Origin of the sequence: Microbacterium sp. MM2322, from assembly GCF_964186585.1 — a bacterium.
Classification (GTDB): Bacteria; Actinomycetota; Actinomycetes; order Actinomycetales; family Microbacteriaceae; genus Microbacterium.
On record NZ_OZ075067.1, the window covers coordinates 2,742,644 to 2,756,891 of the forward strand.

Annotated in this window: 12 protein-coding genes; 4 read left to right on the forward strand and 8 right to left on the reverse strand. The window is 71.0% G+C overall.

Annotated elements, in window-relative coordinates; translation table 11 throughout:
- The first annotated feature begins 119 nt into the window (after positions 1-119).
- The 3 genes from ABQ271_RS13335 to araA are packed head-to-tail and all read left to right on the forward strand — an operon-like array spanning position 120 to position 3,933.
- Positions 120-815: an L-ribulose-5-phosphate 4-epimerase gene (locus ABQ271_RS13335; protein WP_349309216.1), complete on the forward strand. Its 696-nt coding sequence runs from the start codon at positions 120-122 to the stop codon at positions 813-815.
- Complete coding sequence (locus ABQ271_RS13340) at positions 812-2,434, forward strand: FGGY-family carbohydrate kinase (RefSeq protein WP_349309217.1); 1,623 nt, start codon at positions 812-814, stop codon at positions 2,432-2,434. Before ABQ271_RS13335 ends, ABQ271_RS13340 begins: the two co-directional genes overlap by 4 nt.
- Positions 2,431-3,933 (forward strand): L-arabinose isomerase, encoded by a 1,503-nt coding sequence (gene araA, locus ABQ271_RS13345; RefSeq protein ID WP_349309218.1) that lies wholly within the window; start codon positions 2,431-2,433, stop codon positions 3,931-3,933. The genes ABQ271_RS13340 and araA overlap by 4 nt, the downstream gene beginning before the upstream one ends.
- A gap of 163 nt (positions 3,934-4,096) precedes the next feature.
- Here araA and ABQ271_RS13350 read toward each other — a convergent pair whose 3' ends face one another.
- The 8 genes from ABQ271_RS13350 to ABQ271_RS13385 all read right to left on the reverse strand — a co-directional run bounded on the left by ABQ271_RS13350 (position 4,097) and on the right by ABQ271_RS13385 (position 12,645).
- Positions 4,097-4,639, reverse strand: coding sequence for a hypothetical protein (locus ABQ271_RS13350; protein WP_349309219.1), 543 nt, complete (start codon positions 4,637-4,639; stop codon positions 4,097-4,099).
- Positions 4,639-5,049, reverse strand: coding sequence for a DUF4383 domain-containing protein (locus tag ABQ271_RS13355; protein WP_349309220.1), 411 nt, complete (start codon positions 5,047-5,049; stop codon positions 4,639-4,641). Before ABQ271_RS13355 ends, ABQ271_RS13350 begins: the two co-directional genes overlap by 1 nt.
- A 166-nt stretch (positions 5,050-5,215) precedes the next feature.
- Entirely contained in the window at positions 5,216-7,156 is a 1,941-nt protein-coding gene (locus ABQ271_RS13360) for a DUF2264 domain-containing protein (protein ID WP_349309221.1), read from the reverse strand.
- A gap of 16 nt (positions 7,157-7,172) precedes the next feature.
- Positions 7,173-8,279, reverse strand: coding sequence for a glycerate kinase (locus ABQ271_RS13365; RefSeq protein ID WP_349309222.1), 1,107 nt, complete (start codon positions 8,277-8,279; stop codon positions 7,173-7,175).
- Positions 8,276-9,319: a LacI family DNA-binding transcriptional regulator gene (locus tag ABQ271_RS13370; RefSeq protein WP_349309223.1), complete on the reverse strand. Its 1,044-nt coding sequence runs from the start codon at positions 9,317-9,319 to the stop codon at positions 8,276-8,278. The genes ABQ271_RS13365 and ABQ271_RS13370 overlap by 4 nt, the downstream gene beginning before the upstream one ends.
- Before the next feature lie 45 nt (positions 9,320-9,364).
- Positions 9,365-10,237 carry a sugar phosphate isomerase/epimerase family protein gene (locus ABQ271_RS13375; RefSeq protein ID WP_349309224.1) on the reverse strand — a complete coding sequence of 291 codons (873 nt, stop codon included), beginning with the start codon at positions 10,235-10,237 and terminating at the stop codon, positions 9,365-9,367.
- A complete protein-coding gene (locus ABQ271_RS13380; protein ID WP_349309225.1) occupies positions 10,234-11,436 on the reverse strand; it encodes a dihydrodipicolinate synthase family protein in 1,203 nt (400 codons plus the stop codon). Before ABQ271_RS13380 ends, ABQ271_RS13375 begins: the two co-directional genes overlap by 4 nt.
- Positions 11,437-11,439: 3 nt before the next feature.
- On the reverse strand, positions 11,440-12,645 hold the full coding sequence (locus tag ABQ271_RS13385; protein ID WP_349309226.1) for a Gfo/Idh/MocA family oxidoreductase: 1,206 nt from the start codon (positions 12,643-12,645) through the stop codon (positions 11,440-11,442).
- 328 nt (positions 12,646-12,973) lie between these two features.
- Here ABQ271_RS13385 and ABQ271_RS13390 point away from each other — a divergent pair, with 328 nt between their 5' ends.
- Complete coding sequence (locus tag ABQ271_RS13390; protein WP_349309227.1) at positions 12,974-14,239, forward strand: extracellular solute-binding protein; 1,266 nt, start codon at positions 12,974-12,976, stop codon at positions 14,237-14,239.
- The last annotated feature ends 9 nt before the right edge of the window (positions 14,240-14,248 follow it).

Sequence of the window (14,248 nt, forward strand, 5' to 3'; positions counted from 1 at the left end):
GCCGACACAGGCCGATCGGGCGATCCATCCGGAGTTCGGTCCGCCGGGTCCCGGGTCCGGGCACCGAATCCTCGATCTCACCATGGCCAAACCGGCATGTTACCGATAACATCGAGCGCATGACCGATCTCGACGAGGCGATCGCCGCCGTTCGCGCGGACGTGGCCGCTCTCCACGCTGAACTCGTCCGCTACGGCCTGGTCGTCTGGACCGGCGGCAACGTCTCGGGCCGCGTGCCGGGCGCCGACCTGTTCATCATCAAGCCGTCGGGCGTCTCGTACGACGACCTCGCGCCCGAGAACATGATCCTCTGCGACCTCGACGGCAACGTCGTCCCGGGCACCCCCGGCAGCGAGCGCTCGCCCTCGAGCGACACCGCCGCGCACGCCTACGTCTACCGGAACATGCCGGGCGTCGGCGGCGTCGTGCACACCCACTCCCCCTACGCCGTCGCCTGGGCGGCGCGGGGCGAGGAGATCCCCTGCGTCATCACCGGCATGGCCGACGAGTTCGGCGGCCCGATTCCCGTCGGACCGTTCGCGATCATCGGCGACGACTCGATCGGCCGCGGCATCGTCGAGACCCTGAGCGGCCACCGCTCGCGGGCCGTCCTCATGCAGAACCACGGCCCGTTCACGATCGGCGTCAGCGCGAAGGATGCCGTGAAGGCAGCCGTCATGTGCGAAGACGCCGCGCGGACGGTCCACTTCGCGCGTCAGGGCGGTGAGCTCATCCCGATCCCCCAGGAGAAGATCGACGCGCTCTACAACCGCTACCAGAACGTGTACGGCCAGAGCACGGACGCCCGCCGATGAGCGCCGCATCCGTCATCTCCGCGGGCGGCGCAGCCTTGGGCATCGAGCTCGGCTCGACCCGCATCAAGGCGTGCCTCGTCGACGCCCAGAACCCCACCACCGTGCTCGCCGCCGGCAGCCACGAGTGGGAGAACGCCCTGGTCGACGGCGTCTGGACCTACGCCGAGGACGCGATCTGGTCGGGCCTGCAGGCCGCCTACGCCGACCTCGTCGCCGACGTCCGCCGGCAGGGTGCCGAGCTCACCGACCTCGCCGGCATCGGCGTCTCGGCGATGATGCACGGCTACCTGGCCTTCGACGCCGACGGCATCCTGCTCGTCCCGTTCCGCACGTGGCGGAACACGTCGACGGGCGCGGCGGCCGCGGAGCTGACCGACCTGCTGGGCGTGAACATCCCGCTCCGATGGTCGATCGCACACCTGCACCAGGCCGTGCTCGACGACGAGGCGCACGTCGCGTCGGTCGCGAAGATCAACACCCTCGCCGGCTGGGTGCACGAGAAGCTCACGGGCCGCTACGCGCTCGGCGTCGGTGATGCGTCGGGCATGTTCCCGATCGACTCGTCCGGCGGCTACGACCGCGACCGCGTTGCGGCGTACGACGCGCACGCGGCGGAATTCCTCGCCGGCCGCAGCCTCACCGACCTCCTCCCCGAGGTCCTCCCCGCGGGAGCGGATGCCGGCACGCTCACCGCCGAGGGCGCCGCCCTCCTCGACCCGACCGGCACGCTCCGCGCCGGGGCGGTGGCAGCCCCCGCCGAGGGGGACGCCGGCACCGGCATGGTCGCCACCAACGCGGTCGCCCCGCGCAGCGGCAACGTCAGCGCCGGGACGAGCATCTTCGCGATGGTCGTGCTCGAGCGCCCGCTGGAGCGGGTCCACACCGAGATCGACCTCGTGACGACGCCGTCGGGCTCGCCCGTCGCGATGGTGCACTGCAACAACGGCGCGAGCGAGCTCGCCACGTTCGTCTCGCTGTTCGCGCGGTTCGCCGCGGCATCCGGTCAGTCTCTCTCAACGGACGCCGTGTACGAGACGCTCCTCCGCGAAGCTCTCGAGGGCAGAGCGGATGCCGGTGGGGCCCTCGCGTACAACCACCTGAGCGGCGAGCCGATCGCCGGCCTCGCCGAGGGCCGCCCGCTCGTCGTCCGGACGCCGGACGCGGACTTCTCGCTCGCGAACGTCATGCGCGCGCAGGTGTACGGCGTGTTCGCGACGCTCGCGATCGGCATGCAGACGCTCGCCGAGGAGGGCGTCGCGCTCGACGCGATGTTCGCGCACGGCGGGGTGTTCCGCACCGCGGGCGTCGCGCAGCGCTTCCTCGCCGGGGCCCTCGACGCACCCGTCACGGTCGGCGACACGGCTGCCGAGGGCGGCGCGTGGGGCATGGCTGTGCTCGCGGCGTTCGCGGCGGCGCAGCGCGGGACCGACCTGTCCTCCTACCTCAGCGACCACGTCTTCGCGGGGGCGACGTCCGCCACCGTGAACCCCGATCCGGCCGACGTCGCCGGTTTCACCGACTACCTCATCCGCTACCGCAAGGGCCTGGCCGTTGAAGCCGTCGCCGTAACCGCGCTCGGCACCCGCGGCATCCGCTCATCGAACGAAGGAACAGCATGACCCTCTCCACCAGCCTCGAGCAGTACACCGTCTGGTTCGTCACCGGCAGCCAGAACCTCTACGGCGAGGAGACGCTGCGCCAGGTCGCCGAGCAGTCGCAGGCCGTCGCCGAGGGCCTCGCCGGCCTGCCGGTGAAGGTCGAGTGGATGCCCGTCCTCAAGGACTCGGAGTCGATCCGTCGGCTCGCGCTCGACGCGAACGCGGACGACTCGGTCATCGGGGTCATCGCGTGGATGCACACGTTCAGCCCGGCGAAGATGTGGATCTCGGGCCTCGATGCGCTCCGCAAGCCCCTCCTGCACCTGCACACGCAGGCGAACGTCGAGCTGCCCTGGAACGACATCGACTTCGACTTCATGAACCTCAACCAGGCCGCCCACGGCGACCGCGAGTTCGGCTACATCCAGACGCGTCTCGGCGTCCCCCGCAAGACGGTCGTCGGCCACGTCTCGAACCCGGTCGTCGTGCAGCAGATCGAGGACTGGGAGCGCGCCGCCGCCGGCTGGCAGGCCGTCAAGACGCTCAAGCTCGCCCGCTTCGGCGACAACATGCGCTACGTCGCGGTGACCGAGGGCGACAAGACCGAGGCCGAGCTGCAGTTCGGCGTGCAGGTCAACACGTGGGGTGTGAACGAGTTGGCGGATGCCGTGGCCCAGGCATCCGAGCAGCAGATCGACGCGCTCGTCGAGGAGTACGTGGCCTCGTACGACGTGGCGGCGGAGCTGCTGCCCGGCGCGGAGCGCCACCAGTCACTGCGCGACGGCGCGGCGATCGAGATCGGCCTGCGCTCGTTCCTCGAAGCCGGCGGCTTCAGGGCGTTCACCACGTCGTTCGAAGACCTCGGTGCGCTGACGCAGCTGCCCGGCCTCGCAGTGCAGCGCCTGATGGCCGAGGGCTACGGCTTCGGCGCCGAAGGTGACTGGAAGACCGCGATCCTCGTGCGCGTGGCGAACGTGATGGGCTCGGGGCTCCCGGGCGGCGCGAGCCTCATGGAGGACTACACCTACGACCTCGTGCCGGGTAACGAGCGGATCCTCGGCGCGCACATGCTCGAAGTGTCGCCCTCGCTCACGACGTCGAAGCCGCGCCTCGAGGTGCACGAGCTCGGCATCGGCGGCAAGGCCGACCCCGTGCGCCTGGTGTTCACGGCGGATGCCGGTCCTGCCCTCGTCGTGGCGATGAGCGACATGCGCGATCGGTTCCGCCTCGTCGCGAACGTCGTTGAGAACGTCGACGCACCCGACCTGCCGAAGCTGCCGGTGGGCCGCGCGGTCTGGAAGCCGTCGCCGGACTTCGCGACCTCGGCATCCTGCTGGCTGGCGGCCGGTGCGGCGCACCACACCGTCATGACGACGGCCGTGGGCATCGAGGTGTTCCGCGACTTCGCCGACATCGCCGGCACCGAGCTCCTCGTCATCGACGAGGACACGACCGTCCGCGGGTTCCAGAAGGAGATCCGCTGGAACCAGGCCTACTACCGCCTCGCACGCGGACTGTAAGACGCACAGAACGCCCCGGTGCCGGTGTGGCTCCGGGGCGTTCTCGCGTGCACGGGGTGTTGAGTGTCACGCGATGCAATGGATGCCGGGCGGCGCGCCGCGGCATCCGCCCGCTGTCGGCGTGTCGGCGCGGATCCATTGCATCCGCTGACGTCGAACGAGCTCAGTGCCCGCCGTGTCCGGTCATGAAGACCTCGTTGACCGATGCACCGGGGGCATCGCTGCCGATCGGGGTGGCTGCGAGAGCCGGTGTCACGACGCCGGCGAGCAGGAAGGCCCCGGCGATGAGGCCTCCGATGCTCGTCCGCGCCGCCGACCGCGCTGCGGTTCGACTCGGACGTCCGCGGCCGGCACGACGCAGCGCGACCGCAGACACGACGCCCACGGCCAGCGACAGGATCGCTGAGACGGCCACGGGGTAGACGCTCACCTGTGCCGGCCCGACGAGCATGAGCCCGAAGAGCAGGACGATTCCGACCAGCGAGACGGCCACACCCGAGCGTGGCATCGCGATCCGACCCTTGGCCAGGGTGACGACGCCCCACGCGAGGGTGGCGGCGCCGACGGTGGCCAGAAGGATGCCGATGCCGCGATCGACGGCATCGGCGCCCTTCACGATCGCGCCCGCGCCCAGTCCCAGCTGCACCAGCCCGGCTCCCCACGCGGCGAGCGCGGGCCAGGAGCGGACCAGGGCGGACGGCGACATCAGACGGCCGCGCGCGGCGAAACCTGCTTGTCGGCAGCGATGCCGACGCCGAGCAGCACGATCGCGCTCGCGAGGTGCAGGAAGTGGTCAGCCGTGTTCAGCGCGAGGATGTTGGCGGCGCTGCCCACGATGAAGAAGCCGACGATGCCGAGCAGCAGGTAGGCGGCACCGACGACGATGTTGACGCCCTTGGCGGCGCGGACGTTCGACAGGCCGCCGATCAACAGGGCGGCACCGATCAGGAGGTGCGCGACGTTGTGCAGCGGGTTGACCATGAAGATGCCGAGCAGCAGTTGACCGTCGGTGGCCAGGAAGTCGACGCCCGCGGTCACGGTGAAGCCGAGCAGCCCGACGAGGATGTAGACGGCGCCGAAGACGACGGCGACGAGGCGGTTGGGTGAGCTGGTCATGGGATGTCCCTCCATTGGTGCGACGGATGCCGCGGTCCCTGCATGTGATGGTGCTGCAGGTAATTCGGCACGACGGCCGAAACGGATTCAGCACGGCCGTGACCGACGACTGTAGGGAGGACTCCGTGGACCCGCCGCCGGGCTTGTGATGCCCCCGGAGTGGATGCTATGAGCGCGCTGTGAGCGGAGGGAGTGCCGTCCGAGACACGCAGCCATCAGGCCAGGTGATCGCGACGTCGTCGACCTCGAGGGTCACCGCCACCTCGGTCCGAACGGCCGCGCCTGCCCCGCGCAGATCCACCGCCACAGCAACGACACTGTCGATGCCGACCTCGACCTCGACGACGGGAACGAGTGCGCTCACGCCCAACGGACTCGCGTCCTCTCGCCCCACCACGTGCGCCAGTCCCCCGGACAATGAGCGGATGCCGCTCGTCAGACCGTCGGACACGACCTCGGCCGCCGAGCCGTCCACCTGAGCCCGCGGGTCGCTTCCGGCGATCGGCCACCCCCCGACCCGGAGGCGCAGGTCCCCGACGTCGGCCGCGAGGTCTGCCACACGGACGAGCCGGATCTCGAGGCTGCCACGGACGAGCGAGTCGACCCGCAGGCGCCCGGCGTAGCGCGCGGCCCCCGTGGATCCCGACCCGTGCGCGTGCGTCGAGGGTTCCGGCTCGATCCAGTGCGCGTCCCACACCGCCGACGCCACCCCGACCCGGCAGGCCGGCCCATCATCGACGCGGACGCCGAGGAGCTGCATCCCGCTGCGGTGCGTCACGCGCCCGCCGGCGTCTCGCAGCACGACCGCTTGATCGAGAGGCTCCCGCCACGAAGGAGCGTCGAGGAGTGGTGACGTCGCGGTCGAGTACCCGATGCGCGCGTAGAGCGGTGAATCGGTCGACACAGTCCCGGGGAGCGAGTGATCGGTGCCGTGGTTGATGACGCGGACGATGCCGTCATCCGCCGTCCCCGACACGATCCATCCCGGGGCGGTGACGGCCGCCAGCACATCGTGCGTCGCCACGGGAAGCGGCTCCGGCGGCGAGGTCCAGACCGGATGATCGGCGGGGAGCATGATCCCGATCAGCCCCTTCACCGCCCAGTACGGAGACCCCGGACCGGAGTAGGACTGGGCGAGGGAGCGCCACTCCCCGTGCCACCCCATCGTCAGCACCCCGTCCGCGTCGGGCGCGCCGTGATCGGCGAAATGCCGCACGACCCTCTCCGCCGCGGACCGCAGCCGCCCGGAGGAGTGCGACGGCGTCTCGGCGAGCACCCCGATCCAGAAGACGGCGGCCGCCGCGAACCGATAGATGAGACTGCGCCCCTGCACGAGCGGCGAGCCATCCGCTCCGACGAGCGCGAGCGCGTCGTCGAGGAAGCGGTCGAGCCGGGCGACGTCGCCCGCCGTCCGCCCGCGGGCGAGCTCGGCGGCCCCCGACATCCGCGACCACAGGATCGGATACACGTGCAGCGCCCATCCGACGTAATGGTCGTACGAGCGTTCCTCCCCGTCGGCGAGCCAGCCGCCGTCGCGCACGAACGAGTCGTGGCACGCGAGGTCGGCCGCGATGTCGTCCGGCGACCACGGACCGCCGACCGACCGCAGGAACGTCTCGACCACGATCCGGAACCACACCCAGTTCGTCCGCGGGTAGGTGTCGTCGCCCACCACGGGGGCGAACCAGTCGATCACCCGCTGCTGCGTCACCGGGTCGAGGGCGTCCCACACCCACGGTCGGGTGAGATCCAGGACGAGGGCGATGGATGCCGCTTCGACCTTCGCCTGGCCGTGCTCGTCCGGGCGGACCCACCGATCGGGTGCGCCCGAGTCGACCCCGGTCGTGATCCCGCGCCGGACGGCGGCGATGAGGTCGTCGACGCCGGCGCCGCGCTCCCCCGCGATGCGGAATCCCGCGAGCAGCAGCGTGCGGGCGAACCCCTCCAGACCGTCGATGTCACGGCCGTACCCGCCCTCGGCGCCGGGGAGGAGGATGCGCCCGCCGCCGGGCGACGCGTGCCGGAACGCTGCATCCAGGAGCGCGTCGGCGTGGGCGACCCAGTCCGCGCGCGACCATTCCCGCGGCGACGACTCATGGGCTCCCATCGGCGGTATCCCCGGGTCAGGCCCGTTGCCGCGCGAGGCTCCGGCCGGCATCCTGCAGCCAGCGCACCGGATCGGCCATCGAGGCTTCGGCACTGCCCGCGAGGTCGGTGAGCGACACCGCGTGCACGAAGCCCGAGGTGTCGGCATCCGCCCCGATGCGACCGGCGACGACCGCGACCGGCACGCCATGCTCCGCGGCAAGACCGTGGACGAACGCGGGCACCTTCCCCGCGGCGGACTGCCCGTCGAACGACCCCTCCCCCGTGACAACGAGGGATGCCGCAGCCACCGCACCGGCGAGGTCGACCAGGTCCGCGACCCGCTCGGCGCCGCGCACGAGCTCGGCACCCCAGGCGGCGAGGGCGAAGCCCGTCCCACCCGCGGCTCCCGCACCGGGGAGCAGCGGATCGAGGCCGCCGACTTGGCGCGCGATGCAGGCGGCGTACCGCTCCAGCACGCCGTCGACCACGTCGACGTCCGCGGAGCTCAGCCCCTTCTGCGGACCGAACACGGCCGCCGCACCCGACGGTCCCGTGAGCGGGTTGGTGACATCGCTGAGCACCGTCACACCGCCCGCCGGAAGCGCCCGCAGACGCGTGAGGTCGATGGCCGACACAGCCGCGAGCCCGCGGGCACCGGCGGGAACGTCGCGCCCATCGGCGTCGACCATCCGCGCGCCGAGGGCACGCAGCATCCCACTGCCGCCGTCGGTGGATGCCGAGGACCCGATCCCGAGCACGAGCCGGGAGACCCCCGCGTCGAGGGCAGCGGCGATCGCCTGCCCGAAGCCGGTCGTGTCGGCATCCCACGGCAAGCGGTCGTCGCCGAGGAGCTCGATCCCGCTCGTTGACGCGAGTTCGACGACACCGGTGCCGTCGGGGAGGAGGAGCCACTCTGCGTCGACGAGGGTGCCGCGCGGACCGCGGACGCGAACCGGCCGCCGATTCGCCCCCGGGACCGCGGCGGCGAAGGCGTCGAGCGTGCCCTCTCCGCCGTCGGCCATCGGACGGAGCACCAGGTCCGCCGTCGGCGCGAACTCGCGCCAGCCGTCGGCGAACGCGGCCGACGCGGCGGCAGCGGGGAGGGAGCCCTTGAAGCTGTCGAGGGCGACGACGACGCTCATGCGCGCGGCGGGGTGCTCTCGCGCAGCAGCACCTCGAGTCGGAGGTCGTCGGGGTGCGGCGCCCACTCGGCATCCGTCGCGGCACGGAAGGCCTGGTAGCCGACCTCTTCGAGCGGCACCCGCACCGTGGTCAGCGCCGGGGTCACGTCGCGTCCGGTGGGGATGTCGTCGAAGCCCGCGAGCGCGATGTCGTCGCCCGCCGTCCGCCCGGCCGCGCGGATCGCGGTCAGAGCACCGATCGCGACGACGTCGCTGATGCCGAAGACGACCGTCCCGGGCTCGACGCCGTCCGCCAGGGCTCGGGTCATCGTCTCGTAGCCGGCTTCGCGCGTGAAGCCGCCACGGTAGACGCGCGGCTCTGCGCCGCCCGCACCGGTGAACCCGGCCGAGAAGCCCTCGAGGCGCGAGTCGCTCGTCGCGGTCCCCTCTTCGGCGGCGAGCACGACGGCTTCGTGGTAACCGCGCTCGACGAGCGCACGGCCGAGCGCCTCGGCGCCGCTGCGGTTGTCGAGGATGAGGGAGCGCACACCGCCGGCTCCGGGGCCGAGTGCGACGACCTGACCGCCCATTGCGCCGAGCAGGTCGAGCTCGCGCGTGAGGTCGGGGTCCGGGCCGGACGTCGTCCGCGACGCCGCCAGGATCAGTCCCCGCGGCCGCTGCCCGCGAAGGGCGCGGACGAGCCGGACCTCGCGGTCGGGGTCGCGGTCGGTGATCGCGACCGTCACGACGAGACCCGCCTCGTCCGCACCGCGCGCGACGCCCGAGGCGATGAGCCCGAAGTACGGGTCGGCGATGTCGGCGACGAGCAGCGCGATGATCGCCGACGTCCCCCGCGCCGTGGCCTGCGCCGACAGGTTCGCGGTGTATCCGAGCCGCGACGCGGCCTCCTCGACCCGCTCCCGATACGAGTCGGCGACCTTCCGCGTCGAGCCGTTGAGGGCGCGCGACGCGGTCGCGAGCGACACGCCCGCCTCGCGCGCGACGTCGTCGAGGGTCACGGCGCCCGAGGGCGCGGGTCGACGCAGGGTGCGGTCCGTCATGGTGCGCAGTCTACGGGCGGCGGTTCGGGCGGTACGCGAGGTGCGTCATCGACCCGCGAGAGCCGGTGAGACGGATGCCGCGAACCCTGCAGCCGTCCGACGCACCGCCTCGAGCGGGTCGGTCGCCCACACGTCGGCGTTGAAGATCTCGACCTCGACGTCACCCGCGTAGCCGGTGTCGACGACGGCGCGGGTGAGCCCGGCCAGGTCGATCACCCCGTCGCCCGGGTAGTGGCGGCCGAGGAGGACGTCCGCGGGAAGCGGCGTCTTCCAGTCGCACACCTGGTACGTGGCGATGCGGCCCTCACGGCCCGCGCGCTCGATCGAGTCGAGCACGTCCGGATCCCAGAAGATGTGGAACGTGTCGACGGCGGCACCCACGACCGACGGATCGAAGTCCGCCGCGAGGTCGAGCGCCTGCCCGAGGGTCGAGACGACGCACCGGTCGGTCGCGTACATCGGATGCAGCGGCTCGATCGCGAGCGTGACCCCGGCATCCGCGGCATGCGGCGCGAGTTCTCCCAGTGCGTCCCGGACGCGCTCGCGCGCGCCCACGAGATCGCGGGAGCCATCGGGCAGCCCGCCTGCGACGAGCACCAGCACGGCCGCCGAACCCGGCGCACCGGCAGCGGCGAGGGTGGCCGCCTCTTCGATGGCGACGAGGTTGTCCGCGATCGACGCGCGTCGCGCCGGGCCTTCGGGCATCGTGAAGAAGCCCGAGCGGCAGTGCGTCGAGAACCGGAGCCCCGAGTCGGTCAGCATCGCGGCGGCGGTCGCGAGACCGACCTCTTGGACCGGCTCACGCCAGAGCCCGATGGACTGCACGCCCGCCTCGACGGTCACGCGGAGCGCGGTCGCGAGGTCGGCGTACTTGAGGGTGCCCTGGTTGATCGACAGGCGCGCGTCGACGGCGCTCACGCGTCGAGACCGTTCAGGCGCAGCATCGCGTTCCACCGCTCGGCGGCGAGCTCGGGCCGTTCGAAGGCCTTCGCGTCGTTCGCGAGCTCGACGATGCGGGAGAGGTGCGGCAGGCTCCGCGCGGAGTGCAGCCCCCCGACCATCTGGAATGCGGGCTGGTGGCCGTTCAGCCACGCGAGGAACGCGACGCCCGTCTTGTAATAGAACGTGGGCGCGGCGAACACCTGACGCGAGAGCTCCTCGGTCGGCGCGAGCACCTCGAGGTAGCGCGCCGGGTCGCCCGCGTCGAGCGCCTGGATCGCGGCCGAGGCCACCGGCGTCAGCGCGGCGAACGCTCCGAGCAGAGCGTCCGAATGCTGCCGAGCGGATGCCGGGTCGCGCGGCGGCTGCGGCGCGTCGGGCACGTCCGCACCACCGATGAGGCCGACGTAGTTGAAGTCGTCGCCCGTGAACATGCGCACCGACTCCGGCAGGCGCTCGCGCACCGAGACCTCGGAGGACGCGTCGAGGAGGCTCATCTTGACGCCCGCGACCTTGTCGGCATTCGCCTCGATGATCTCGAGCAGCACGGCCGACGCGCTCTGCCAGTCGGGGGCACCGAAGTACCCCGCGAGCTGCGGGTCGAACGCCGTGCCGAGCCAGTGCAGCACGACCGGCGCGGTCGCCCGCGACAGCACGGCGTCGTAGACGCGGCGGTAGTCGGCGGCGCTCTCGGCGACCCGGGCGAGGTGGCGGGAGGCCATGAGGACCGGCCCCGCCCCCTGCTCCTCGGTGAAGTGGAGCTGCTCGAGGTAGGCCGAGATGACCTCGTCGAGCGTGATCCGCTCCGCATCGATGTGGTCGGTGTTCACGCCGACGACGACGGAGCCGCCCTCTTCACGGGCGACCTCTGCGGAGCGGGAGATCAGCTCGCGGGTGGCCGCGGCATCCAGCCCCATGTTTCGCTGCGCGGTGTCCATGGCGTCGGCGACACCGAGACCCCAGGAGTACACGTTGCGGCGGAACGCGAGGGTCGCATCCCAGTCGATGTCGGCCGGCTGGCCGGGGGTGTTGTCGGCGTGCGTCTTCGGCACGACGTGCGCAGCCGCGTAGGCGACACGGCTGCGGAGCGGTCCCTCGGGGCGGGTGTAGCCCGAGGTGTCGATGAGCGGGACGCGGCGGAGGGCGCCGTCGCCCGAGAGGAGGGTGAGGTCGGTCATCGATCAGTCCAGCGACAGCGCGTCGAGCTCGATCTTGCGGCCCTCGCGGCTGGAGCGGAGGCCCGCCTCGGCGAGCTGCACGCCGCGAGCACCGGCGAGCAGGTCGAACTCGTAGTCAGTGCCCTCGACGTAGGAGATCAGGAACTCCTCCCACTGCTGACGGAAGCCGTTCATGAACACGTCGTTGACGGGGATGCTCTGCCAGTCGGCGTCGTAGTCGTGGGTGTCCTCGAGGTCGGGGTTCCACACCGGCTTCGGCGTCGCGTTCCGCGGCTGGATCTTGGCGCCGAACAGGCCCACGACAGCGGAACCGTGCGTGCCGTCGACGTGGAACTCGACGAGCTCGTCGCGGTTCACGCGGACGGTCCACGACGAGTTGATCTGGGCGACGACGCCGCCCTCGAGCTCGAACACGCCGTAGGCGGCGTCTTCGGCGGTCGCGGTGTAGTGCTCGCCGTTCTCGTCCCAGCGGTCCGCGATGTGCACGGCGGCCTGCGCATAGACCGAGTTGACCTCGCCGAACAGGTTCTCGAGCACGTAGTTCCAGTGCGGGAACATGTCGACGATGATGCCGCCGCCGTCCTCGGCGCGGTAGTTCCAGGAGGGACGCTGCGCGGGCTGCCAGTCACCCTCGAAGACCCAATAGCCGAACTCGCCGCGGACCGACAGGATGCGGCCGAAGAAGCCCGAGTCGATGAGGCGCTTCAGCTTCTGGAGGCCCGGGAGGTAGAGCTTGTCGTGCACGACGCCCGTCTTGACGCCGGCGTCGGCGGCGAGCTTCGCGAGCTCCAGCGCCTCTTCGAGCGACTCGGCGGTCGGCTTCTCGGTGTAGATGGTCTTGCCGGCGGCGATCGCCTTGCGGAGAGCCGTCGCGCGGGCCTTCGTGACCAGGAAGTCGGCGTAGATCTCCCAGCGCGGGTCGGCGAGGGCGGCATCCAGATCGGTCGTGTAGTCCTCGATGCCGTGCTTCGCGGCGAGCTCGGCGAGCTTCGCCTCGCTGCGACCCACGAGGAGGGGCTTGACGGTCACCTTCGAGCCGTCGGGCAGTTCGATCCCACCCTGCTCGCGGATCGCGAGGATGGAGCGCACCAGGTGCTGGCGGTACCCCATGCGGCCCGAGACGCCGTTCATGATGATGCCGATCTCGCGGACGGCGGGGGCGGAAGCAGCGGGCGCCGGGGCGGGTGCGGCGATGGTCGTCTCTGACACGGTGTGGTCCTGTCTGTTTCTTCGCGTGCGGTGTCGTCACAGTCTTCGACTGCGATACCGACAATGGGTAAGCGCTTTCCCCCAGTCTGGCATCGGTCTGCGGAATCCGCAACAACCCCGCCATTCGTGCGATCGGAGCCGCTCGGGGGAGGATGGATACCGCCGTTGTCGCAAAGACGTTACATACCCGACACCGGTAAGCGCTTGCCGTCGGGGGGCTCCCCGGTTACCGTATGAGCACCCCTTGTCATGACATGCCGACAAATCCCGGTCGACCTACCCATGGCACATCCCGCGCTCACCGAAGAGCGCCTGCGAAGGAGAAGCAGTGAAGAGTTCCCGCACCATCCGATCCGCCACCATCATCGCCGCGGCAGTGGGCGCGCTCGTGCTCGCCGGCTGCTCGTCTTCCGGGGGCGGTGGGGGCGACGACGTCACCCTCGAGTTCGTCCAGTCCGGCGACGCGGCCCAGGGTGGCGGCTACGCCACGCTGGCCAAGAAGTACGAGAAGGAGACCGGCGTCAAGGTCAAGGTCGTCGAGGTCCCGAGCGACGACCTCCGCACCCGCCTCCGCACCGCCTCGCAGGCGAACGACCTCCCCGCACTCGCCGCCGCTCCCGACGCCGACCCCGCGTGGACCGACCGCATGCTCGACCTGACCGACATCGCCGAGGAAGCCAAGGTCGTCCCGGCGCTCCGCGTCGAGGACCCCGAAGACGGCAAGGTCAAGGCACTCCCGACCACTCTCACGGGCGTCGGCATGTTCCTCAACAAGACCCTCTGGGACGAGGCCGGCGTCGAGTACCCGACCTCGCTCGACCAGAAGTGGACCTGGGACGAGTACGTCCAGAAGGCCACCGAGGTCGTCGACAAGACGGATGCCGAGTTCGGCGCCGTCGTCGACAGCTCGGCGCACCGCCTCCGCGCGTTCATGTTCGAGTTCGGCAGCAAGGGTGTCACCGAGCAGTCCGACGGCACCTGGGCGCTGGACGCCGAAGGCGCGAAGGCCCTCGAGTACTTCAAGAAACTGAACGACGACGGGTTCATGCCGAAGGCCGTCTGGGCCGCCGGTGACGACCCCAGCGCGACCTTCAAGAGCGGTCGCGTCGCCGGCTACATGTCGGGCGTCTGGCAGATCGCCGACTTCCAGGCCAACATCAAGGACTTCGACTGGATCTCGGTGCCGCTGCCGCAGCAGCCGGTCCGCTCGACCAACTACGGTGCCGCTTCCTGGATCGTCGCCTACGACGGCACGGGCGTCGAGAAGGAAACCCTCGACTTCGTGAAGTGGATGTACCAGCCGGAGAACTACAAGGAGTACTGCGAGATCTCGGGCTGCCTCCCCGCGGTCGAAGACGTCGACATCACGTACAAGGACGACGCATACGCGTTCGACCTCTACAACGGTGAGATCGCCGCATCCCCCGAGATCGCTGCCCGCCAGACGGTCGACGGCCTGAAGAACAGCTACACCGGTCTCGCGATCGACAGCGAGCCGCTGAAGGATGAGACGGTCAAGTACCTCAACGGCGAGCAGACGCTCGAGCAGACCGTCACGGCGATCAACACGATCTCCACCGAACAGATGAAGTGACTCCCTAGG

Excerpts from the sequence above, each read along its gene's own strand:
- ABQ271_RS13335 (WP_349309216.1), top strand. The coding sequence starts at position 120 with ATGACCGATCTCGACGAGGCGATCGCCGCCGTTCGCGCGGACGTGGCC.
- ABQ271_RS13340 (WP_349309217.1), top strand. The coding sequence starts at position 812 with ATGAGCGCCGCATCCGTCATCTCCGCGGGCGGCGCAGCCTTGGGCATC.
- araA (WP_349309218.1), top strand. The coding sequence starts at position 2,431 with ATGACCCTCTCCACCAGCCTCGAGCAGTACACCGTCTGGTTCGTCACC.
- ABQ271_RS13350 (WP_349309219.1), bottom strand. The coding sequence starts at position 4,639 with ATGTCGCCGTCCGCCCTGGTCCGCTCCTGGCCCGCGCTCGCCGCGTGG.
- ABQ271_RS13355 (WP_349309220.1), bottom strand. The coding sequence starts at position 5,049 with ATGACCAGCTCACCCAACCGCCTCGTCGCCGTCGTCTTCGGCGCCGTC.
- ABQ271_RS13360 (WP_349309221.1), bottom strand. The coding sequence starts at position 7,156 with ATGGGAGCCCATGAGTCGTCGCCGCGGGAATGGTCGCGCGCGGACTGG.
- ABQ271_RS13365 (WP_349309222.1), bottom strand. The coding sequence starts at position 8,279 with ATGAGCGTCGTCGTCGCCCTCGACAGCTTCAAGGGCTCCCTCCCCGCT.
- ABQ271_RS13370 (WP_349309223.1), bottom strand. The coding sequence starts at position 9,319 with ATGACGGACCGCACCCTGCGTCGACCCGCGCCCTCGGGCGCCGTGACC.
- ABQ271_RS13380 (WP_349309225.1), bottom strand. The coding sequence starts at position 11,436 with ATGACCGACCTCACCCTCCTCTCGGGCGACGGCGCCCTCCGCCGCGTC.